This window comes from Embleya sp. NPDC020630 (assembly GCF_044334985.1).
In the GTDB taxonomy this organism is placed as follows: domain Bacteria; phylum Actinomycetota; class Actinomycetes; order Streptomycetales; family Streptomycetaceae; genus Embleya.
In genome coordinates this window covers 343212-364417 of the sequence record NZ_JBIRUB010000005.1, presented here as the reverse complement: position 1 = coordinate 364417, position 21206 = coordinate 343212, and the positions used below count along the sequence as shown (strand labels likewise).

18 protein-coding genes are annotated in these 21206 nt (G+C 69.8%); 2 read left to right on the top strand and 16 right to left on the bottom strand.

The window, feature by feature from the left end; genetic code table 11:
• Positions 1-31: 31 nt before the first annotated feature.
• The 5 genes from ACH4XV_RS20405 to ACH4XV_RS20385 form a co-directional block, all read right to left on the bottom strand.
• Positions 32-340 (bottom strand): antibiotic biosynthesis monooxygenase family protein, encoded by a 309-nt coding sequence (locus ACH4XV_RS20405; RefSeq protein WP_395791664.1) that lies wholly within the window; start codon positions 338-340, stop codon positions 32-34.
• 182 nt (positions 341-522) lie between these two features.
• The gene (locus ACH4XV_RS20400; protein ID WP_395791662.1) at positions 523-1320 is read right to left on the bottom strand and encodes a peptidase; all 798 of its coding nucleotides are present in this window, start codon (positions 1318-1320) and stop codon (positions 523-525) included.
• Positions 1317-2591 (bottom strand): VWA domain-containing protein, encoded by a 1275-nt coding sequence (locus ACH4XV_RS20395; RefSeq protein WP_379996898.1) that lies wholly within the window; start codon positions 2589-2591, stop codon positions 1317-1319. The genes ACH4XV_RS20400 and ACH4XV_RS20395 overlap by 4 nt, the downstream gene beginning before the upstream one ends.
• 67 nt (positions 2592-2658) lie before the next feature.
• A complete protein-coding gene (locus ACH4XV_RS20390) occupies positions 2659-4797 on the bottom strand; it encodes an ArnT family glycosyltransferase (protein ID WP_395791660.1) in 2139 nt (712 codons plus the stop codon).
• Positions 4794-6101: a glycosyltransferase gene (locus tag ACH4XV_RS20385; protein WP_395791658.1), complete on the bottom strand. Its 1308-nt coding sequence runs from the start codon at positions 6099-6101 to the stop codon at positions 4794-4796. The genes ACH4XV_RS20390 and ACH4XV_RS20385 overlap by 4 nt, the downstream gene beginning before the upstream one ends.
• Positions 6102-6316: 215 nt before the next feature.
• On the opposite strand from ACH4XV_RS20385, the gene ACH4XV_RS20380 reads away from it, so the two are divergent.
• Complete coding sequence (locus ACH4XV_RS20380) at positions 6317-7213, top strand: alpha/beta fold hydrolase (protein ID WP_395791656.1); 897 nt, start codon at positions 6317-6319, stop codon at positions 7211-7213.
• 73 nt (positions 7214-7286) lie between these two features.
• On the opposite strand, the gene ACH4XV_RS20375 is transcribed toward ACH4XV_RS20380, so the two are convergent.
• From ACH4XV_RS20375 to ACH4XV_RS20365, 3 genes are all read right to left on the bottom strand, one after another.
• Positions 7287-8708, bottom strand: coding sequence for a selenium-binding protein SBP56-related protein (locus tag ACH4XV_RS20375; RefSeq protein WP_395791654.1), 1422 nt, complete (start codon positions 8706-8708; stop codon positions 7287-7289).
• Between the two features lie 66 nt (positions 8709-8774).
• The gene (locus tag ACH4XV_RS20370) at positions 8775-9284 is read right to left on the bottom strand and encodes a hypothetical protein (RefSeq protein WP_379996888.1); all 510 of its coding nucleotides are present in this window, start codon (positions 9282-9284) and stop codon (positions 8775-8777) included.
• Positions 9285-9404: 120 nt separating this feature from the next.
• Positions 9405-10196: a dioxygenase gene (locus ACH4XV_RS20365; RefSeq protein WP_395791652.1), complete on the bottom strand. Its 792-nt coding sequence runs from the start codon at positions 10194-10196 to the stop codon at positions 9405-9407.
• A gap of 126 nt (positions 10197-10322) precedes the next feature.
• Here ACH4XV_RS20365 and hrpA point away from each other — a divergent pair, with 126 nt between their 5' ends.
• Positions 10323-14276 carry an ATP-dependent RNA helicase HrpA gene (gene hrpA, locus ACH4XV_RS20360; protein ID WP_395791650.1) on the top strand — a complete coding sequence of 1318 codons (3954 nt, stop codon included), beginning with the start codon at positions 10323-10325 and terminating at the stop codon, positions 14274-14276.
• An 87-nt stretch (positions 14277-14363) separates the two neighbouring features.
• Here the strand turns inward: hrpA and ACH4XV_RS20355 are convergent, their stop codons facing one another.
• The 8 genes from ACH4XV_RS20355 to ACH4XV_RS20320 form a co-directional block, all read right to left on the bottom strand.
• Positions 14364-14654 carry a YiaA/YiaB family inner membrane protein gene (locus ACH4XV_RS20355; protein WP_078974632.1) on the bottom strand — a complete coding sequence of 97 codons (291 nt, stop codon included), beginning with the start codon at positions 14652-14654 and terminating at the stop codon, positions 14364-14366.
• Positions 14655-14761: 107 nt separating this feature from the next.
• A complete protein-coding gene (locus tag ACH4XV_RS20350; RefSeq protein ID WP_395791648.1) occupies positions 14762-15379 on the bottom strand; it encodes a hypothetical protein in 618 nt (205 codons plus the stop codon).
• A gap of 264 nt (positions 15380-15643) precedes the next feature.
• The gene (gene lon / locus ACH4XV_RS20345) at positions 15644-18061 is read right to left on the bottom strand and encodes an endopeptidase La (protein WP_395791646.1); all 2418 of its coding nucleotides are present in this window, start codon (positions 18059-18061) and stop codon (positions 15644-15646) included.
• A gap of 166 nt (positions 18062-18227) precedes the next feature.
• The gene (locus ACH4XV_RS20340; RefSeq protein ID WP_395791644.1) at positions 18228-18836 is read right to left on the bottom strand and encodes a dihydrofolate reductase family protein; all 609 of its coding nucleotides are present in this window, start codon (positions 18834-18836) and stop codon (positions 18228-18230) included.
• An 80-nt stretch (positions 18837-18916) separates the two neighbouring features.
• Positions 18917-19354 (bottom strand): DUF488 family protein, encoded by a 438-nt coding sequence (locus tag ACH4XV_RS20335; RefSeq protein ID WP_395791642.1) that lies wholly within the window; start codon positions 19352-19354, stop codon positions 18917-18919.
• A complete protein-coding gene (locus tag ACH4XV_RS20330) occupies positions 19351-19941 on the bottom strand; it encodes a DUF488 family protein (protein ID WP_395791640.1) in 591 nt (196 codons plus the stop codon). The genes ACH4XV_RS20335 and ACH4XV_RS20330 overlap by 4 nt, the downstream gene beginning before the upstream one ends.
• Positions 19942-19951: 10 nt before the next feature.
• The gene (locus tag ACH4XV_RS20325; RefSeq protein WP_395791638.1) at positions 19952-20641 is read right to left on the bottom strand and encodes a dual OB domain-containing protein; all 690 of its coding nucleotides are present in this window, start codon (positions 20639-20641) and stop codon (positions 19952-19954) included.
• Between the two features lie 161 nt (positions 20642-20802).
• Positions 20803-21156: a hypothetical protein gene (locus tag ACH4XV_RS20320; RefSeq protein WP_395791636.1), complete on the bottom strand. Its 354-nt coding sequence runs from the start codon at positions 21154-21156 to the stop codon at positions 20803-20805.
• Positions 21157-21206 lie beyond the last annotated feature (50 nt).

Genomic DNA, 21206 nt, shown 5'->3' with positions numbered 1-21206 from the left:
GGTGGGACCGGGGCCGGAGTCGTGCCGCGGCTCAGGCCCCGTCGGCCGGGGTCAGGTCGCTCTCGTAGTGCACGATCGTCGGGGGGACCGCGAAAAACTCGCCGACGATGGCGCGCCATTGGGGGAACAGCTCCGACTCGCGGAAGCCGACCGTGTGCGCCTCCAGGGTCTCCCAGCCGATCAGCAGCAGGTACGACGTCGGGGCCTCGACCTGGCGGACCAGCCGGGCCCAGCGGTAACCGGGCGACTTGGCCACCACCTCGCGGCCGCGCAGGAACGCGGCCTCGAAGTCGGCCTCGCGGCCGGCGGTGACGGTGATGTCCGCGTGCTCGATGATCATGGCTGCTCCTCGCGTCGTCGAATCGGGATCCGCGGCGGACCCCGGTCGGATGTCGATCGGATCCGGGTCGGATCCGGTGTCGGGCTGACTCCCGAATCATGGCGACCCGCCCCGACGCGAGTCGCGTCGGGGCGGGTCGCCACGCCGTGGGCCCGAACCGGCCCGAACCGGGCCGGGCGTGCTCAGCTGAACCAGTGCCGCTTCTTCCGGGTGAGCTGGTAGCCCAGGATCCCGAACACGACCGCGACGAACGTCGCCATCGCCGTCCAGAACCACCGCGCGTTCGGCCCGTCCATCCAGTCCCACTGGTACCAGTGGTCCTCTTCCTGGTCCCACGCGACCGACCGGGTGTCCGCGGTCTGCCCGCTCTTGAGCACCGCGCCGGCCTTGGTGATCGGCACCAGCGGATCGGCCAGCTTGCGGTCCGAGGTCGGCACCTGGTCGTCGCCGTCCTCGGTGTCCACACGCACCGCGACCTTGACCGCGGCGCCCGCGTCCAGGTCCGGCACGTCCATCGCGGCGATCCGGACGAAGTACATCCCGGGCAACGGGTCGGTGGACCACGGCTCGGCCCAGTCGCGCACCACCCTCGGCACGCACGTGAGCGCGAGCTTGGTGTCGGCCTTCTGCGCGGTGGCGACCTGCTTGCCCTCGACGCACGGCTGGCGTCGACGCAGGCCGTCGTAGATCTCGATCCGGTAGGTCACGGGACCGGTACGGGCATTGCCCGACGCCAGGTCGAGATCGACCTTGGCGTGGATCTCCTTGCCCGCCTTGGCCGGGAACTGCCAGTACAGGTACTCGCCCTCGGACGCCGACCAGCGTGCGTCCTGGCCCAGCTTGAGCGTGCCCGCGGCCAGGAACGTGGTCCCCGGCGGCACGTCCTGATCGGCCGCCGCCGCGCCCGCGAACAGCGTCACCCCGACGAACGCCGCGGCGACCGCCGCGAGTGCCCGCCTCATCGTACGGATCGCCGTCATGACATCGCCTTCCCGAGAGCCTTGAACGCCCGGCGCAGCCAGCCCGCCAACAGGCCCGAGATCAGGCCGAATCCTGCGAGCACCCCCAGGAACACCCAACCGCGGCCCAGGCCGTGCACGTTGGCCGCCTTGCTGTCCGTGGCCTTGACCAGGTCCACCGTCAACTCCAGCGGCAGACCGGGCTTGGTGGCCACGTTCGGCTGCGCGGCGAACGCGTTGGTGACGACCAGACAGACCGTCTTCGTCTTCGCGTGGTCCTTGTCCGTCTTGTACGGGTAGCGGAACCCGGCGGACTGCACGTCCGTACGGCCGTTGCCCGCACCGGCGTTGCCGACAAGTTCGCGGCCGTCCTCGCCGAACGCGGTGACCGTCACGTCGTAGTCGCGCGCCACCTTGCGGTCGGCGCCGACCGTCGCGGTGGTGCGCAACTCCTGGTTCGGCTTGACCGGGACCTTGTACCAGAGGTGTTGGCCGAACTCCTCGCGGTCGCTGTACACCCCGGGGCCGAGCAGCGGGGCATCCTGGCAGCCGTTCGGGCTGCCCTTGACCGGAGCGGGCGTCTCGTCCACCTCGCGCACCGCGCGCTTGACGATCTGCTGGACCTTCTGCGACAGCTCGTCGGCGTTCAGCACCGAGGTGTACGTACCGCCGGTGGCCTCGGCGATGCAGGACAGCTGCCGGCGGGTGTTCTCGTCGGGCACCAGACCGAGGGTGTCCACCACGAGGTTGAGGCCGGAGGCGGCCAACTCGCGGGCCACGTCGCACGGGTCGGGCGGCGCGCAGGTCTCCTCGCCGTCGGTGATCAGCACGATGCGCCGGGTACCGGTACCGGTGCCGAGGTCCTTGGCGGCCTCACGCAGGGACAGCGCGATCGGCGTCCAGCCGGTCGGCTGCAACTTGGCGATCTCGTTCTTGATCACGACCTTGTTGGGTCTGCCGACCGGGGCCAGCTGCTGGGTGTCGACGCACCCCTTCGCCTTGTCGTTGCCCGGGTACGTCGCACCCAGCACCCGGACGCCGAAGTCGGCCGGTTCCGGGACGCCGTCCACGACCTCGTTGAAGGCCTTCTTCGCCGCGTCGATGCGGGTCATCCCGCCGGCGTCGTTGGCCTTCATCGAGCCGCTCACGTCGAGGATCAACTCGACCTTCGGTGGCGGCGCGGTCGAATTCGTCTCGTCGGCCATCGCGGACGGCGCGGAACCGCCCACGACAGCCAAGGTCGTCAGCAGGCCGATCAACCCGGCCCCGACCTTTCGCATCTTGATCGTCACGGGGAGGGATCCTACGGATCATCCGCGCCCGCCGTTTGCCGCACGCGGCGGGTCGATTGACAACCCGTCAGGCGGTTGGTGACGATTCGTCGGTAACGTTCCCTTCCGGCGCGGTCAGGTCGTAGAGGGTGACCCCGTCGACGGTGGTCGCGATGAACGTGCGCTCGACCCAGGTCGCGATCTCCTGCGCGGTGTTGCCGCCGCCCATGGCACGCATCCCGCCGAGGCCGCCGCCGACGAAGTAGTGGATCCGGCCGTTTCGCACCAGCTTGCGGAACTCGTCCAGGGTCGGCGACGGGTCGCTGCCGTTGAAGCCGCCGATCGGCATCACCGGGTCGCCGGTGGCCAGTTGATAGCCGGAGGCGCTGTTCGAGCCGACGGAGGCGGCCACCCAGGTGTAGCGGCCGGCGTCCCGCTTCAGCGTCGCGACGACCTCCTTACCCGGCGTACTGCCGTTGAGCAGGCCGCCCATGCCGCCGCCGCCGGCGCCCGGGCGTTGCCCCCGGGTACGGCCGGCGCCGTCGGGGCCACCGGGGAACACCGGCGCCCCAGCGCCGGGTTGCCCACCGGGCGCCCGACCGCCCGGAACCTGTCCCGGCACCTGCCCGGGCGGCGCACCCGGAAGGCCCCGTGGCCCACCCAAGCCCCCCGGACCACCCGGACCACCCGGACCACCCGGAAACCCCCGCCCGAAGCCCGCCCCCACCGGCCCCGCACTCGGGATCGACCCGCGCTGCGCCGTGGTCACAGTGGCCCAGGTATAGCCCGCCGGCCCGCCCAGCAACGCCACCACGGACACCCCGGCCGCCACCGGCGCAAGCCCGCGCAGCGCCGTGAGCCCGACGGCGAACACACCCAGCGCGCCGACGACTCCGCCGATCAGCACGCCGTGCCGCAACCATGGATGCCACTCCGGCGTACGGCCCAGCAGGTGGTACGACCACCACGCGCTCACCGCCACGGTGAGCGCCGCGACCGCCGCCGCCCGCAACACCCGACGCCGCTCCCACAACAGCGCGGCGCCCATCGCGACCAGCGCCGCGATCGCCGGCGCGAGGGCGATCGTGTAGTAGGCGTGGAAGATGCCCGCCATATAACTGAACGTCAGCCCGGTGCCCAGCAACCATCCGCCCCACAACACGATCGCCGCCCGAGCGGGATCGGTGCGTGGCGCCTGTCGGGTCGACCACAGGCCCACCACCAGCAAAATCAGCGCGGCGGGCAACAACCACGACATCTGGCCGCCCATTTCGGGGTTGAACATCCGGTCCCAGCCGGTGGCGCCCCAGCCGCCGCCCCGGGGCCCTCCGCCGCCCACACTGCCGGTCTCGTCGCCGTTGAGCCGACCGAGTCCGTTGTAGCCCAGAGTCAGTTCGAGGATCGAGTTGTGCTGCGAGCCGCCGATGTAGGGGCGCGAGGATTCCGGCCACAGTTCCACGATCGCGATCCACCACCCACCCGCGACCAGCAACGCCAGCCCCGACCACAGCAGTTGCCGCACCCGCCGCCAAAAGCCCACCGGCGCCAGCACCAGGTACACCGCCGCAAGCACCGGCACGACCAAAAACGCCTGGAGCATCTTGGCCAGGAACCCGACCCCCACACACGCCCCGGCCAGCACCAACCAGCGGGTGGCGCCGCTCTCCTGCGCCCGCAGCACCGCGTACGCGGCGACGGTGAGCAGCAGCACAAGCAGCGCGTCCGGGTTGTTGAACCGGAACATCAGCGCCGCGACCGGCGTAAGCGCCAGCACCGCCCCGCCCAACAGCCCTGCCCAGGCCGGGAATCGGCGCCGGATCGCCAGATACAGCACGCCAACCGTGGCCACGCCCTCCAGCGCCTGCGGGATCAGGATGCTCCACGCGTTGACCCCGAAGATCCGGGCGGACAGGCCCATCACCCATAGCGCCGCCGGCGTCTTGTCGACGGTGATCGAGTTGCCCGCGTCGGAGGAGCCGAAGAAGAACGCCTTCCAGCTCTCCGTCCCCGCCTGAACGGCCGCCGCATAGAACGAGTTGGCCCACCCGGAGGCGCCCAGGCCCCAGATGTAGAGCACGCCGGTGCCGACGAGCAGCGCAAGCAGCGCGGCGCGCACCCACGGCGCGTCCGCCTCGCGTCCGCGCACCAGTCGGACATACCAGGGCCGATCGACCGTACCCCCGACCCCGGGAGCGGGGATCGGCAGCGGAACCACCACGGCGGTCATGCGTCCTCCTCACGAGACGTGCTCTCGGCCGTGCTCACCGACGTGACGGAAATCACCGAAGCAATGGGTGCGTTCGGGCCTGTCGCATCCGCTGCGGCCGTGCCGGAGGGTGGATCAGCCACCGTCGCGGCCGACGGGCGTCGAAAGACCCAGGCCCGCAGCAGTAGAAAGCGCACCACGGTGGCGATCACGCCGGCGCCGACCAGCGCGGTCAACTCGACCCTTCGGGACGGATCCGCGACGGCGGCGTGCAATCCGGCCAGTACGGCGCTGCTCAGGCCCAGGCCCACCACGAACGCCAGGCCGCCCTGGGCCTGATGGCGCCAGGCGTCGGCGCGCCCGCGTACCCCGAAAGTGAAGCGCCGATTCGCCGCCGTGTTGGCGATCGTGGTGACGGTCAGCGCGAGGGCATTCGCGGCGAGTGCACCCAGGACGTCCCGAAGCAGGACGTACAGCAAAAGATGGGCCAGCGTGCTGAGTACGCCGATCGTCGCGAAGCGCGGGAGCTGGGCGCGCATCCCGTTCGGCAGCCGGGCCCCGCGCACCCGGGCCGGGACCGGGACCCGAAACGTGCCGGCCGCGATCCGCCGGGCGACGCGGGCCATGCCGCGCAGATCGTCGATCGCGGTGTGCAGCACGTCGACCCGGCTGTCCGGATCGTCGACCCAGTCCACCGGCACCTCGTGGATCCGCAGCCCGTTGCGCTCGGCCAACAGCAGCAGTTCCGTGTCGAAGAACCACTCCTCGTCGTGCACGTGTGGCAGCAGCGCCTGGGCGACCACCGTGCGGGCGGCCTTGAAGCCGCACTGGGCGTCGGAGAAGCGCGCCGCGAACACCCCACGCAGCAGCAGGTTGTACGACCGGGAAACCACCTCCCGGCGCGGCCCGCGCACCACGTCGGCCGAGCGGGCGAGGCGGGTGCCGATCGCCAGATCGCTGTGTCCGGTGACCAACGGCGCGACCAGCGGCAGGAACGCGTCCAGGTCGGTGGACAGATCGACGTCCATGTAGGCCACCACGTCGGCGTCGGACTCGGTCCACACCTTGCGCAGCGCCCGGCCGCGCCCCTTGCGGTCCAGGTGCACCGCGCGTACGTGAGGGAGTTCGCGCGCCAGCTCGCGCGCCACCGCATGGGTGCGGTCGGTGCTGGCGTTGTCCGCGACGATGATCCGGAAGGCGTACGGGAATCCGCGCAGGAGGTAGGCGTGCAGGCGCCGGATGCTCGCGGTCAGCACGTGCGCCTCGTTGTACACAGGCACCACCACGTCCACGATCCGGGTGCGCGTGGGTGTCGTCAGGCTCATGGTCGGACGGTGTCGGGGCGGCCTGGGAGCCGGATGAGGCGTTTCTTAAGGTGCGATGAGAAACGCGCGACCGCGAGCGCGTGGCGGGCCGGGCCCGGATGTGGCCGAGGGGGGACTGGCGCGGGACGGGCATGGGATGCGAATCTCGCGTACCGAGACGCCTATGCTGCCGATCGGAAGACCGGCACAGCGCGACACAGCGATCCGGAGGTCGGATGAACACCTCGGCGGGCAGATCAGTCGGCGCGGACTCCCCGCAACCGTTCGTGGAGGCGGCCGAGATCACGGCCGGCGGCTGGGTCTTCAACGCCCGCGTGGCCGGACCGGCCGCCGGGCGGCCGGTGTTGTTCCTGCACGGCTTCCCGCAGACCTCCGCCTCCTGGACCGCGCAACTCCTGGGCCTGGCCCGGGCCGGCCACCGGGCGATCGCCTTCGACCAGCGCGGCTACTCGCCCGGTGCCCGGCCGCCGCAGGAATCGGCCTACGGGCGTGACGAGTTGGTCGGCGACGTGCTCGCCGTGCTGGACGCCCTCGGCCTGGAGCGGGTGGACCTGGTCGGGCACGACTGGGGCGGCGCGCTGGCCTGGCAGGTCGCGGGCCTGGCGCCGGAGCGGTTGCACACGCTGACGGTGGTCTCCACGCCGCATCCGGTCGCGCTGGCCTCGGCGGTCCGGGACGAGGCGTCGGGCCAGCGGGAACAGTCCTCGTACATCCGGCTGTTCCGCACGCGCGGCGCGGCGGAGGAGAAGCTGCTCGCCGACGACGCGGCCTATCTGCGCGAGGTCTACGCCTCGCTGCCCACCGAGGTCACCGAACGCTACCTCGCGGTACTGCGCGAACCGGGCGCGCTCACCGGCGCGTTGAACTGGTACCGGGCGATCGACCCGAAGGTCCTGCGCGACATCGGCGACATCGACATCCCGACCCTGTACGTCTGGAGCGACCACGACCAGGCCTTCGGCCGCGCCGCCGCGGAGGCCACCGCCGACTCGGTCATCGGCCCGTACCGCTTCGAGGTGCTCGCGGACGTGGACCACTGGGTCCCGGAGAACGGCGCACAGGCCCTGACCGGGCTGCTCCTCGAGCACTTGGCGGCCTTCCCGGCGCGGTGAGGCGGCCGCGCGTTCCGGGGCAGGCGGCACGAACAGCGCCCGCCCACCCGCGCCGGGCGGGCGGGACGCGGGTTCAGGACCGGGAATCCGACGGGTGGCAGTAGGAGTCGGACGAGGCGTCGCCGCCCTGGAGCCGGGTCTGGTGCACCCGCCGGCCGCGGAACTCCTCCCCGTGCGGGAAGAAGCGCTCGTCGACCGACAGGCCGCCGTGCGCGGTGTCCGCGTCGAGCTTGACCAGCCACGGCTCGACGCCGTCCGGATAGAACTGGTCGTCCCACGAGCCGTACAGCGAGTTGGTCAGGTAGAGCCGCCGTCCGTCCCGGCTGATCTCGACCATCTGCGGCCCACCGGTGAGCGGGACCTCGGGCGCCCGGGGGTGCGGCACGCGGCCGGCGATGCCGCCGAGCCGGACGGACGCGGTGCGCCGGGGGTGGAACGGGTCGGTGACGTCGTACTGGATCAACTCGCCGGTCCCCCAGGCCGATATGTACAACCAGCGGTCGTCCACGGACAGGTTGATGTCGGTGATCAGCGGCGGCACCGCGCCGAACGGCCTTATCACCGGCGGGAGTCGGTCCGGCTCGGCGGCCTCGGCGGGGATCGTGATCACCTTCCGGACGGTGAACTCGCCGCCGTCTCGGTGCCACAACCACACCGACGCCGACAGGTCCGTCACGTCCACCACGACGCCGACGAATCCCCAGGTCGCCTGCGGGTCGTGGGCCGGCCGCAACTCCAGCACCATCTGGTGTTGATCGCCCAGCTCCAGCCGCTGGAGATGCCGGCCGGAGTCCAGTTCCCAAAAGTGCAGCGCATGGCCGTAGTGCCGCCCGAGCAGCAGTTCGGCGTCGACACCGTTCTCGATCATCGAGGGGGTGCCCCACTCGCTGGTGATCGCGACGTTGTGGTTCAGGTGCCACCACACGTCGTACGCCAGGTGTTGCGGGCCGCGATCGCTCTCCCAGGCCCGCCGCACCTCGAACGTGTCGTGGTCGAGCAGGGCGACCCCGCCGGGGCCCTCGGCTCCGCCCGCGCCGCCCAGGCAGGACAGGAAGACCCCGTCGGGACCGCAGTGCAGCGTGTGCGGGCGCGAATAGCCGGCCCGGTCGGCGAGTTCCTTGGCCTCGATGGTCTTCAGCAGGGTCGGACGGGTCGGATCGGGCTGGGTGTCGAACACGTGCAGGCGCGAGGATCGCAGCCCGGGCGCGAGCAGATAGCGCCGTTCGGGATGCTCGTGGCAGGCGTGCGCGAGTGCGCTGGAGCAGGCGTTCCAGCCGAAGTGGTGCAGCTCGTCGCCTGTCCCGCTCACCTCGACCAGGCTCAACACCCGCCCGTACGAGGCGGATTCGGGGTCGGTGTCGACGGTGAACAGCGCGTCGGGGCGCTGCTCGGTGCGGTCGAAGCCGACGATGTAGGCGAGTTTCTCGGGCGGCGCGGCGATCGCGTCCGCCGGTGTGCGGTAGAGAGTGGGGTCACCGTGCTCGGTCTCGGTCATGCCTTGTCTCCTCGGTGCATATGTCGAAGATGGACACGCAATTCCTCGGCGGGGCGGGACTCTTTCTCACTCCTCCCACAGGCCCGCCACCGTCAGGCCCGGGTCGATGTCGGCGAGCGCGCTGGTCGGGTCGAGGGTGGGCAGGACGCGGTGGGTCGCGGCGGCGTGCGCGTAGACGAGCAGCAGGTCCTCGGCGGTCCAGCGGACCGAGGGCCAGACCGCGTCGCGGCCGGGGCACAACCGGGTCAGGCGGGTGTGGAACTCGTCGAGCTCGGCCGGGTTGGTGAAGCTCCGGGCGGCCTCGATCGCATCCCGGTCGGTGCGCAGGAGGGCGTGTGTGGGGACCACGGGAACGCGCATCACCGCGTCGGGATCGCCGTCCGACATGCCCATGCCGCGCGCGACGCGGTGCAGCGCCGAGGCCATCAACAGCGCGACCAGCAACCCGCTGTCCTCGCGCACTCCCCCGGACGGGAAGAACCTCGCGTCCCAGAAGTGTTGTTCGGCGTTCAGGTGCTCGCGCACGAGCATGCAGCCGACGCCCACGCAGCTCTGCGGCAGGGTTCTGGCAGCCATGCCGCTACGGTACGGCTCCGGTGGCGCGCCGTGGCGCGGTTTCGGCTATTTACGACAATGGCCCCTTTATGACGACGGTACGCCCGTACGACCACCACCTTCGGGCCGGCCCCGCCCGGCTCAGCCCAACTGGATCGATCGTTTCGACAACCCGAACCAGAAGCCGTCGATCACCTGGCGCAGCGTGTCCAGGTTCTCGTGCCCGGCGCCGAGCGAGACGAACAGCGGGGCCAAGTGCTCGGTGCGCGGATGGGCCAGGCGCGCGGCCGGCGCCTTGTGCGCGAAATCGAGCAGCGCGTCAAGGTCGCCCGCGCGGAAAGCCTCGTCGCCCCAGTGGTCGAACTCGGCCGACCACCCGGGCACCGGCGCCTCGGCCCGGGGGTCCAGGCCGCGCAGGTTGTGCGTGAAGAAGCCGCTGCCGACGATCAGCACCCCCTCGTCGCGCAGATCCGCGAGCCGGCGACCGACCCGGTACAGCTCCACGGGGTCGAGCGTGGGCAGCGACATCTGCAGGACGGGCACGTCGGCGTCGGGATACATCTCCACCAGCGGCACGTAGGCGCCGTGGTCGAGGCCGCGCTCGGGCGCGTCCCGCACGTCCGGCCCGAGCAGCGCCCGTACCCGCGCCGCCAGCTCCGGCGCGCCGGGCGCCGGGTAGGTGACCCGGTAGTAGTGCTCGGGGAAGCCGCCGAAGTCGTACACGAGCGGGACGGTGCGGGTGGCTCCCAGTGCGATCGGGGCGTCCTCCCAGTGCGCGGACACCATCAGCACGGCCGTGGGCCGAGGCAGGTCGGCGGCCCACGCGGCCAGCTGGCCGGTCCACAACGCGTCGTCCGCGAGCGGCGGCGCGCCGTGACCGAGATAGACGACGGGCATGCGCGGCGCGACGGGCCGCGACGGGGTGGTCTCCATAGGCCCAGGATACCAAGTAGTTCTATGTTCAACAATTGATCCGGCAGAGGGATCGGCGCTGCCAACACCCCCGGGAGTAATCCACTGGCCGTCGCCCCCGGGGTGCCACTTATCCTTGACCCCGTAATGGGAACGCCAGTAGCCACATCTCAGCTCGCCGACCTCCAGGCGCGCCTGCCCCACCTGATGCTTCGGGATCAGGACCGTCTGCGCCGTCGCCTGGACCGGACCCGCAAGAGTCGCAAGGGCCCGCAGCAGGTCGCCGAGACCGAGAGCCTGATCGCCGCGTTCGACGCCGCCGAGACGCGGGTCGCGAACCGGCGCGCCGCCGTGCCCACGATCGGCTACCCCGAGGCGCTGCCGGTCAGCCAAAAGAAGGACGACATCCTCGCCGCGATCCGCGACCACCAGGTCGTGATCGTGGCGGGCGAGACCGGCTCGGGCAAGACCACCCAGATCCCGAAGATCTGTCTGGAGCTGGGCCGGGGCGTCCAGGGCCTGATCGGCCACACCCAGCCGCGCCGGATCGCCGCCCGCACCGTCGGCGACCGCATCGCCGAGGAGCTGGGCGGACAACTCGGCGACGTGGTCGGCTACAAGGTCCGCTTCAACGACCAGTCGAGCGACAACACCCTGGTCAAGCTGATGACCGACGGCATCCTGCTCGCCGAGGTGCAGAACGACCGGCTGCTGCGCCAATACGACACGCTGATCATCGACGAGGCGCACGAACGCAGCCTCAACATCGACTTCCTGCTCGGCTACCTCAAACAGCTGCTGCCGCGCCGCCCCGACCTCAAGGTGATCATCACCTCGGCGACGATCGACCCCGAGCGCTTCTCGCAGCACTTCGACGACGCGCCCATCATCGAGGTCTCCGGCCGTACCTACCCGGTCGAGGTGCGCTATCGCCCGCTGGTCGCGGAGGTCGACGAGGACGAGGACGACGAGGAGGGCGGCGGCAAGCGCCGACCCGACGACCGCGACCAGGTCCAGGCGATCAGCGACGCGGTCGACGAGCTGCTCGGCGAGGCGTCCGGCGACATCCTGATCTTCCTCAGCGGCGAGCGGGAGATCCGGGACACCGCCGAGGCGCTGAACAAGCGGCAGCTGCGCAACACCGAGGTGCTGCCCCTGTACGCCAGGCTGTCCGCGGCCGAGCAGCATCGGGTCTTCCAGCAGCACACCGGCCGGCGGATCGTGCTCGCGACCAACGTCGCGGAGACCTCGCTGACCGTGCCGGGCATCAAGTACGTGATCGACCCGGGCACCGCGCGCATCTCCCGCTACAGCCTGCGCACCAAGGTGCAGCGGCTGCCGATCGAGGCCGTCTCGCAGGCGTCGGCCAATCAGCGCAAGGGCCGCAGCGGGCGCACCTCCGACGGCATCTGCATCCGACTGTACTCCGAGGAGGACTTCGAGTCGCGGCCCGAGTTCACCGATCCGGAGATCCTGCGCACCAACCTGGCCTCGGTCATCCTGCAGATGACCGCGCTCGGCCTGGGCGACATCGCCGCGTTCCCGTTCGTGGAGCCGCCGGATCGGCGCAACATCAAGGACGGCGTACAACTGCTCCAGGAGCTGGGCGCGCTCGACCCCGACGAGCCGGACGTGCGCAAGCGGCTGACCCCGATCGGGCGCAAGTTGTCCCAGCTGCCGGTGGACCCGCGCCTGGCCCGGATGATCCTGGAGGCGGACCGCATCGGCGTGGTCCGCGAGGTGCTGATCATCGCCTCCGCGCTGTCCATCCAGGACCCGCGCGAGCGGCCCACCGAACACCAGCAGCACGCCGACCAGTTGCACGCGCGGTTCGCGGACAAGGAGTCCGACTTCCTCGCGTATCTCAACCTGTGGAACTACATCAGAGAACAGCGTGACGAGCTGTCCTCCAGCCGGTTCCGCAAGATGTGCAAGAGCGAGTTCCTGCACTATCTGCGCATACGCGAATGGCAGGACCTGCACAGCCAGTTGCGCTCCGCCGCCAAGTCGCTGGGGATAGAGGCGACCGGCGAGCCGAAGGAGCCGAACACCCAGCACATCCACACCGCGATCCTGTCCGGTCTGCTCTCGCACATCGGCCTGATGGACCCGGCCAAGCGCGAGTACGGCGGTGCGCGCGGCACCCGCTTCTCGGTCTTCCCCGGCTCGGCGCTGTTCAAGAAGCCGCCGCGGTGGGTGATGGCGGCCGAACTCGTCGAGACGTCCCGGCTGTGGGCCCGGATCGCCGGCCGGATCGAGCCGGAGTGGATCGAACCGCTGGCCGGGCACCTGATCAAGCGCACCTACAGCGAGCCGCACTGGGAACAGAAGATGGCCGCGGTGATGGCCTTCGAGAAGGTCACGCTCTACGGCGTGCCGATCGTGGCCGCGCGCAAGGTCGGCTACGGCAAGGTCGATCCGGAGCTGTCGCGGGAGTTGTTCATCCGGCACGCCCTGGTGGAGGGCGACTGGCGCACGCACCACAAGTTCTTCGCGGCCAACCGGCGACTGCTCGCCGACGTCGAGGAGCTGGAACACCGGGCCCGGCGACGGGACATCATGGTCGACGACGAGACCCTGTTCGACTTCTACGACGAGCGGGTCCCGGCCGACGTGGTCTCCGGGCGGCACTTCGACGCGTGGTGGAAGAAGGCCCAACGCACCGATCCGGACCTGCTGAGCTTCGAGAAGTCCATGCTGATCAACGCCAAGGCCGGCGGGATCACCGAGGAGGACTACCCGAACACGTGGGTCGAGGAAGGTCTGGAGCTGGCGCTGACCTACCAGTTCGAGCCCGGCTCGAACGCCGACGGGGTGACCGCGCACATCCCGGTCGCGGTACTCAACCAGCTCTCCGGCGAGGGCTTCGAGTGGCAGATCCCGGGGCTGCGCGAGGAGTTGGTGACCTCCTACATCCGGGCCCTGCCCAAGGGCATCCGGCGCGGCTTCGTGCCGGCGCCGGACTACGCGCGGGCGATCCTGGGCCGGCTCACCCCGCGCAAGGGCTCCCTGGTGGACGGCCTGGAGCGGGAGTTGAGCCGGATGGCCGGGATGCCGGTCAAGCGGGAGGGCTGGGACCTCACGAAGGTGCCCGAGCATCTGCGGATGACCTTCCGGGTGCTCGACGACGACCGGCGCGTTCTCGCCGAGGGCAAGGACCTGGACGCGCTGAAGCTGAAGCTGCGCGAGCGTATGCGGGCGGCGGTGTCCGAGGCGGCGAGCACGCTGGACATCGAGCGCGCCGGCGTCACCGCGTGGGACCTGGGCGAGTTGCCGCGCGTGGTCGAGCAGCGGCGAGGGCCGCTGGTGGTCAAGGCGTATCCGGCGCTGGTCGACGAGGGCGGCTCGGTCGCGGTGCGGCTGTTCGACAGCGAGCCGGAGCAGTTGCGCGCGATGCGGGGCGGGACGCGGCGCCTGGTGCTGCTCAACGTGCAGTCGCCGGTCAAGCAGATCCAGGGTCGGCTGCCGAACATGGCCAAGCTGACGCTCAGTCACAACCCGCACGGGGGCATCGACGCGCTCTTCGAGGACATCCTCGCGTGCGCGACGGACATGCTGATCCGCGACGCGGGCGGGCCGGCCTGGGACGAGGCGGGCTTCGTACGGCTGCGCGATCGGGTCAAGGCGGGCCTGCCGCGGCTGACCGAGGACACGGTGGTCAAGGTCGAGCGCATCCTGGGCGCCTCGCACGGGGTGGCCGGGCGGCTGAAGGCGACCCGCAGTCCGGCGCTGGCCCCGGCGCTGGCCGACCTGAAGGCGCAGTACACGGCGCTGGTGCACAAGGGCTTCGTGGCCGAGGCGGGGTGGCGCCGGTTGCCGGACGTGCACCGCTACCTCCAGGCGATGGAGCGCCGGTTGCAGCGGCTGGAGGCGGACCCGGTGCGCGATCGCGAGCGCATGCAGAAGGTCCATCAGATCCAGGCGGCATACCGGGATTTGATGGACCGTCAGGCAAAGGGTGCGCCGATTCCGGCCGAGGTGGCGGCGGTGCGCTGGCAGATCGAAGAGCTGCGGGTGAGCTACTTCGCCCAATCCCTCGGCACCCCGCAACCGGTGTCGGACAAGCGGATCCTGAAGACGATCGAGGAACTGGGCGGGTAGCGGCGGGCGGTGCGACGGGGCTTGGGACCTCGGGCACCGCCGCTCGGCGTGCGGATCCGTGTTCGGGATCCGTACTCGGATCCGTGTTCAGACCAGGTCGTTCTTGAACAGGTCGTGGTCGGTGAGCAACTTCTCCAGGCGAGCCTGGTCGACCCGGTTGACCACGGCCTCGCTCTCCTGCCGGTCCCGGACCACCTTGGCGAGGGTGATGCTGGAGGTCACCACGTAGAGCACGCCGATGCCGAGGAAGGCCCGGATCCAGCGGTCGACCGGGAGATAGACGATCCCGATCAGAACCGCGCTCACGGACACCCCGAAGGACAGTGCGGCCTGGACGAAGAACCCTTGGGTGTTGTTGGTGCGCAGCGGTGAAGTCATGACGACAGTCTTGGGCCGGACGGGTGTCGCGCACATGAGTAGGTGTACTCAGGTAGTCGGCCCCCCGGCGGAAGCCGAGGGGCCGAGTGGATGCGCGATGTGCTCGGTCAGGCCGCGCGCCACCGCGCACGGGAGTCGCCGGCCTTCACCGAGCAGACCATCGCCGTGCCCTTGTCGGTCACACCCATCGCTCCGACCGGTGAACAGAACGCACCCGGGTGCACGATGTTGCCGCTCGCCGGAGGCGGGTCGTTCTTCGGCGGATCCTGCTTCGGCGGGTCCGCCTTGGGCGGGTCGGCCTTCGGAGGATCGGCCTTCGGAGGATCGGCCTTGGGCGGGTCCGCCTTCGGGGGATCCGCCTTCGGCGGGTTCACCTCGTCCTGCGCCGGTGCCGCCGGCGGCGGCGGTTCGACGGGAGCCGTGGTCGCGGCCGGCGGCGGTGTACCGCTCTCGGGCGGCGCGCTCGTCGGTGGCGTCGTGGTGGCGGCGGGCGGGGGCGTCGTCGTCGCGCCGGAGGGCGTCGGGGTCGACGTCGAGGCCGGCGTGACCTTGTCCGCCTCCGAGCCGCCCTTCGAGTCGGACAACGAACCCGTCGCGGCGGCCAGGAAGAACACACCCGCGACGATCGCCACACCGATCTTCAGGGGGCGCTGCCAGTTCGTGTACTTCCACATCAGGAAGATGCCCACCGGGGCGAACACGATCAGCAGCACGACGATCCACACCGTGCGTCGATACCAGGGAAGTTGCGGCTGAGGTTGCGGCGGAAACCCGGGTTGTGGCGGAACGTACGAACCGTTTCCCCACCCCGGGCCCCCACCCGTTCCATATGACATGCGCGAATACTGACAGCAACCAAACGAAGATTCCGCCGCGTGATCGAATCGAGATTCGGCGCCAACCGGGTTGTCCTCGTGTGGCCGGAAAATGCCGCACGAGCCGCCCCTTCGGACGGCTCGTGCGGCGGATCGTGGGAACCTGACGGAGGATCAGGCAGCCACTGCGTGCTCGGCGTTGGCGGGTTCGAGGGCCAGGTGCAGGACCTCGCGGACGTCGGCGACCGCGTGGACCGTGAGCCGGCTCAGGATCTCCTCGGGCACGTCGTCCAGGTCGGCCTCGTTGCGCTTGGGGATCAACACCGTGGTCACACCGGCGCGTTCCGCGGCGAGCAGCTTCTGCTTCACGCCGCCGATCGGCAACACCCGGCCGGTGAGCGAGACTTCACCGGTCATCGCCACGTCGGAGCGGACCGGCCGCCCGGTCAACAGCGACACCAGCGCGGTGGTCATCGTGACACCGGCGCTCGGGCCGTCCTTGGGGACCGCTCCGGCCGGGACGTGGATGTGCACGCCGCGGTCCTTGAGGTCGCCCACCGGCACCTCCAGCTCCGCCCCGCGCGAGCGCAGGTAGGACAGCGCGATCTGGGCCGACTCCTTCATCACGTCGCCGAGTTGGCCGGTCAGGGTCAATCCGGTACCGCCGGTCTCGGCATCCGCGAGCGAGGCCTCGATGTAGAGCACGTCGCCGCCCGCGCCGGTGACCGCCAGGCCGGTGGCCACGCCCGGCACCGCCGTGCGCTGTTCGGCCTTGCTCAGCAGCGACTCCGGGGTGTGCCGGGGCCGGCCGAGGTAGTCGCGCAGGTCGCCCGCGTCCACCGTGATCGGCAGCGGGTGCGACGCGGCGTCGAGCGCCTGCCGGGCCGCGACCTTGCGCAGCACGCGGGCGATCGAACGCTCCAGGGTGCGAACGCCCGCCTCACGGGTGTACTCGCCCGCGAGCAGCCGCAGCGCGTCCTCGGTGAAGGACACCTCGGTGGCGTCCAGGCCCGCCTTGTCCAACTGACGCTTGATCAGGTGGTCCCGGGCGATGACGACCTTCTCGTCCTCGGTGTACCCGTCCAGGCGGACCAGCTCCATCCGGTCGAGCAGCGGCTCGGGGATGGTCTCCAGGACGTTGGCGGTGGCCAGGAACACCACGTCGGACAGGTCGAGTTCGACCTCCAGGTAGTGGTCGCGGAAGGTGTGGTTCTGGGCCGGGTCGAGCACTTCGAGCAGCGCCGCGGTCGGGTCGCCGCGGTAGTCCGAGCCGACCTTGTCGATCTCGTCGAGCAGGACGACGGGGTTCATGCTGCCCGCCTCCTTGATCGCCCGGACGATCCGGCCCGGCAGCGCGCCGACGTAGGTGCGGCGGTGGCCGCGGATCTCGGCCTCGTCGCGGACGCCGCCGAGGGCGACCCGGACGAACGAGCGGCCCATCGCGCGGGCCACCGACTCGCCGAGCGAGGTCTTGCCGACTCCGGGCGGGCCGACCAGGGCGAGCACCGCGCCGGAGCGCCGGCCGCCGACCACGCCCAAGCCGCGCTCCTCGCGGCGCTTGCGGACCGCCAGGTATTCGACGATGCGCTCCTTGACGTCGTCCAGACCGGAGTGGTCCGCGTCCAGGATCGCGCGCGCCTCGGCGACGTCGTACGCGTCCTCGCTGCGCTCGTTCCAGGGAATCTCCAGGACCGTGTCCAGCCAGGTCCGGATCCAGCCGCCCTCGGGCGACGCGTCGGAGGCGTGCTCCAGCTTGTCGACCTCCTTGAGCGCGGCCTCCAGGACCTTCTCCGGCAGGTTCGCGGCCTCGACCCGCGCCCGGTAGTCCTCCTCCTCGCTGTCCGGGGTGCCGTTGAGCTCGTTCAGCTCCTTGCGCACCGCGGCCAACTGCTGCTTGAGCAGGAACTCGCGCTGCTGCTTGTCCATGCCCTCCTGGACGTCCTTGCGGATCGTCTCGGCCACGTCCAGCTCGGCGAGGTGGTCCCGGGTCCAGCCGACCACCTTGGTCAGCCGCTCCTGGACGTCGATCGTCTGGAGCACCTCGATCTTCTGCTGCAGGCTCAGGTAGGGGGCGTAGCCGGAGTTGTCCGCCAGGTCGCCGGCGTCCTCCAGAGCCTGGACGTGGTCCACCACCTGCCACGCACCGCGCTTGCCGAGCACGGTGGTGACCAGGGCCTTGTACTCCCGGGCCAGCTCCAGGGTGCGTTCGTCGGCCTCGACGTCCGGCACCCGGGTCGCCTCGACCCACAGCGCCGCGCCGGGGCCGGTGGTGCCGCTGCCGATCCGCACCCGGCCCTCGCCGCGCACCACCACGACCGACTCACCCCCGGGCAGCCGGCCGACCTGCTCGATCACGCCGAGCGTGCCCACCGCCGGGTACTGCCCGTCGTCACGCGGAACAAGCAGCACCCGCGCCTTGCTCTCACTACGGACGCCGGGCCCGGTGGACCGCCCCGCGGCGGCCCGCGCGGCATCCACGGCGGCACGGGTCTCCGCGTCGTCGAGTTCGAGCGGGACCACCATGCCGGGGAGGACGACGACGTCGTCCAGCGGAAGAACCGGCAGGGTCAGGGTCCCGATGGTCTCGCTCATGTCATGCCCCTTCAGTGGCCACAGTCGAAAAACTTGCGCTGTACCGACTCAAGAAACACGAGCCCCTCTTTGTTCCCCACCCTCCTCGATCCCTGTTCGCCCTGGGCGAAGTCGCGCTGCGCCTCGGACGCCGGCGAGGTTCGACGCGGCGGAGGCGGTCTGTGACCTACTGGTAGCTGTCGTAGGTGGGCTTGCCCTTCGGTCGGTAGATGCCGAGGACGGTGCCACCCTTGGTCGTCGAGACGCTGACCGGCTCCAGCGCGGTGGGGATCGCTCCGTCGGCGAACAGCCGCTTACCGGTGCCGATGATCACCGGGTGGATGGTCAGCCGGTACTCGTCGACGAGGTCGTGCCGCATGAGCGTCTGGGCGAGGTCGCCGCTGCCGACGACGTTGATGTTGCCGCCCTCGGATGCCTTCAACGCGCGGACGGCATCGGCGGTGTCGCCCTCCAACAGCGTGGAGTTCCGCCACTCGACGGACGTCAGGGTCCGAGACGCCACGTACTTGCGCATGCTGTTCATCCGCTCGGTGAACGGGTTGTCGGGACCGGCGGTCGGCCAGTACGACGCGAAGATGTCGTACGTCTTGCGGCCCAGCAGCATCGCGTCGGAGTCCTCGTACCATTCGGCGATGCCCGCGCCGACCTCCTCGTCGGCCACCGGCTTCTGCCAGCCGCCGTGCTCGAAGCCGCTCTCCGCGTCCTCGTCCGGACCACCCGGCGCCTGCATGACGCCGTCGAGCGTCAGGAACGTACAAACGATGATCTTGCGCATGGTGTGCTCCCTATGTCGTCAACGGGTAGACCCCACCACCGCCGAAAACTCATCGCCACACCGGAACCCTCGTGCGCCGCTCAGGCCAGGTGCTCGATCGTGAGGTCGTCCCAATGCCGTGCGAGGTACTCCGCGACCAGTCGGCGATGGCAGTGGTGCGCGGTTTCCTCGCTGCAGAGCAGGACCGCGTTGTCGAGCGCTTCCCGTGGGACGACGTCCTCGATCCGGCGAGCCCTCATCAACTCGAGGAAAAGTTCCTCGTAGGCCGCCCAGCCGACACCTTGCTTCTTGTAGGCGTCGAGCATCTCCTGGGTCGGCGCCAACTCGGTGCGATGGCTGTAACGCGCGCCGCAGAGCTCGCCCAGGAAGTACCTCAGATCATCACGCTTGGCGAAACCCGACAGCTGCGAGACGTTGTTGAGTCGAACATCGACCAACGCCGTCACTTCGGCTCCACGCAATAGTCCGAAGAACTTCTCGGCGGATTTCTTCGTGAACCCGATCGTGTAGAGTTTCATTTTTCCTCGTTGACATACGCGATCCGTCGCTCCTGACGGTCGAGAGCTTCCTGGAGGCGCATGGCCGCGGTCCGGAAGAGATCCTCCCGATCCAGTCCGAATTTGGCCATCAGGCGTCGCATCGTCGAAGCATGGTCCTCGACGTGCCCGTCACCGTGAATGTGTTGGACGGTGATCCCGTGCTCGTCGAGCACTCGTGCGACGAGCACACAACGATGGCAGTCGAGCGGCTCCTGTTCAGCGCACATGACGGCGATTCGCTCGCTCTGCGAACCCTTCCGCAGACGTTCGATGCCGTTGACGAAATCCGGGGTCCGGGCGAGCAGGTTGTATTGCACTCGCCCGTCGACATAGCAGGCGGGGTCGTCGGCGCGGGCACCGAGCTCTTTTCCCAGGAAGACGTACTTGATATCGCTTTCGCGCAGGCTGCGCTCGACGGCGTAGCGGTTGAACTGGGGCGTGAATCGGCTGACCGGCATCGACCGCACATCGGCGACCGCCGTGACTCCATGCTTTTGCAGCAGGCTCAGAAAACCTGAGATGCTGTGCGTGGAGTGGCCGACGGTGAATAGTTTATTGGCTGTCACAGCTTGCCGCCTACACTTGGATCCGCGCTCGTTCGATGATGGCTGCCACTAATTTGTAGGAATGATCTCCGAATGGTTCTCCGAGACTTATCGTGAGGAAGGATTCGCCCAATTTGTGGGTGCCTTCCGGCCGGATCAGATATTTCTGCTCATACGTGGGATCGGTCACCCGTAATATATACGGGTACCCGGCGTGGGAGAAGCAGGCGCTCAGGGCCTTGCTCGGATCTCCGAACCTCGCTCTGGGAGTGTTCACCCGTAACGTCAGGTCGGTGACGCGTATCAGTTTGAGCGAGTCCCGCAGGGCGACCGTCTTTTCGGTCGGGACGCAATCATTGGTGCCGTGGAAGGTATGGGACCCGTTGATCCACAGCGTGTCGGGGCGCTGCTCCAGCATCAGCAATTCACTCCACCCGATCCTGCCGGTCCTTCGCCAACGGCAGTCGGGGTCCAGGAGCCAGTTCTCGGTCTGGAACCGGTACGGCTGAGGTCGAAGCAGCGACACCGAGACGACATCGAGGACATTCGGTTCGGTGCCGTCCGGGTACCGTCGTTCGCGCTCGGAGACTTCGTGTTTCGGGCGGTCGCCGACCGGGCGTATCCACTCCCCCGAGCCGCCGTCCACGATGCCCGCCACGCACCGGGCCGAATGCTTGCGGGAATTCGCCAAACATACGAGCGTCTTGTTCGTCCGTTCCACGTTCGTCCCCCGATCCGAACGGATTGTCGGTTGTACGGATCGTCTCGAAGCCCATGACGGAAGCACAAGCCTCGCCCGCTCTTCTAGCGGGCACGAACTCGGCGTACTGTCGGCGCACTTCGGGCGCACCGTCCGCGATCGGGGCCGTCGAACGGGGCGGGTCAGAGGTGGCGGCGGGCGGCTTCGACGATGGTGTCCGCGGTGGTGTTGAACGCTATGGCTGCGCCGGGGGCGTGGGTGCGGACGAGGTTGACGGTCTGTTCGAAGAGTGGGAGGAGGTCTTCCGACTTGCGGATGCCGCCGCCGATCAGGACCACGTTCCAGGCGCGCTCGGTCAGGGCGGCGACGATCGTGGGCTCGGCGGTCTCGTCGGGGCCGAACACGGTCATGGATGCGTGGATGCCGTGGTCGGCGAATCGGGCCAACTCCGCCTCCAGGGTTGCGAGTAGGGCGGCGCCGTTGGTGCCGGGGACGATGTGCGGGTCGATGCCGAGTACAAGAACCGAAGAAGTCATGGGGTCAACCTACGAAATCGGGTCCGGCGGCCGGAACGGCGGGCCCACGT

What these genes read in the sequence shown, in the direction of transcription:
- ACH4XV_RS20405 (WP_395791664.1), bottom strand. Translation starts at nt 340, where the DNA reads ATGATCATCGAGCACGCGGACATCACCGTCACCGCCGGCCGCGAGGCC.
- ACH4XV_RS20400 (WP_395791662.1), bottom strand. Translation starts at nt 1,320, where the DNA reads ATGACGGCGATCCGTACGATGAGGCGGGCACTCGCGGCGGTCGCCGCG.
- ACH4XV_RS20390 (WP_395791660.1), bottom strand. Translation starts at nt 4,797, where the DNA reads ATGACCGCCGTGGTGGTTCCGCTGCCGATCCCCGCTCCCGGGGTCGGG.
- ACH4XV_RS20385 (WP_395791658.1), bottom strand. Translation starts at nt 6,101, where the DNA reads ATGAGCCTGACGACACCCACGCGCACCCGGATCGTGGACGTGGTGGTG.
- ACH4XV_RS20380 (WP_395791656.1), top strand. Translation starts at nt 6,317, where the DNA reads ATGAACACCTCGGCGGGCAGATCAGTCGGCGCGGACTCCCCGCAACCG.
- ACH4XV_RS20375 (WP_395791654.1), bottom strand. Translation starts at nt 8,708, where the DNA reads ATGACCGAGACCGAGCACGGTGACCCCACTCTCTACCGCACACCGGCG.
- ACH4XV_RS20370 (WP_379996888.1), bottom strand. Translation starts at nt 9,284, where the DNA reads ATGGCTGCCAGAACCCTGCCGCAGAGCTGCGTGGGCGTCGGCTGCATG.
- ACH4XV_RS20365 (WP_395791652.1), bottom strand. Translation starts at nt 10,196, where the DNA reads ATGGAGACCACCCCGTCGCGGCCCGTCGCGCCGCGCATGCCCGTCGTC.
- hrpA (WP_395791650.1), top strand. Translation starts at nt 10,323, where the DNA reads ATGGGAACGCCAGTAGCCACATCTCAGCTCGCCGACCTCCAGGCGCGC.
- ACH4XV_RS20355 (WP_078974632.1), bottom strand. Translation starts at nt 14,654, where the DNA reads ATGACTTCACCGCTGCGCACCAACAACACCCAAGGGTTCTTCGTCCAG.
- lon (WP_395791646.1), bottom strand. Translation starts at nt 18,061, where the DNA reads ATGAGCGAGACCATCGGGACCCTGACCCTGCCGGTTCTTCCGCTGGAC.
- ACH4XV_RS20340 (WP_395791644.1), bottom strand. Translation starts at nt 18,836, where the DNA reads ATGCGCAAGATCATCGTTTGTACGTTCCTGACGCTCGACGGCGTCATG.
- ACH4XV_RS20335 (WP_395791642.1), bottom strand. Translation starts at nt 19,354, where the DNA reads ATGAAACTCTACACGATCGGGTTCACGAAGAAATCCGCCGAGAAGTTC.
- ACH4XV_RS20320 (WP_395791636.1), bottom strand. Translation starts at nt 21,156, where the DNA reads ATGACTTCTTCGGTTCTTGTACTCGGCATCGACCCGCACATCGTCCCC.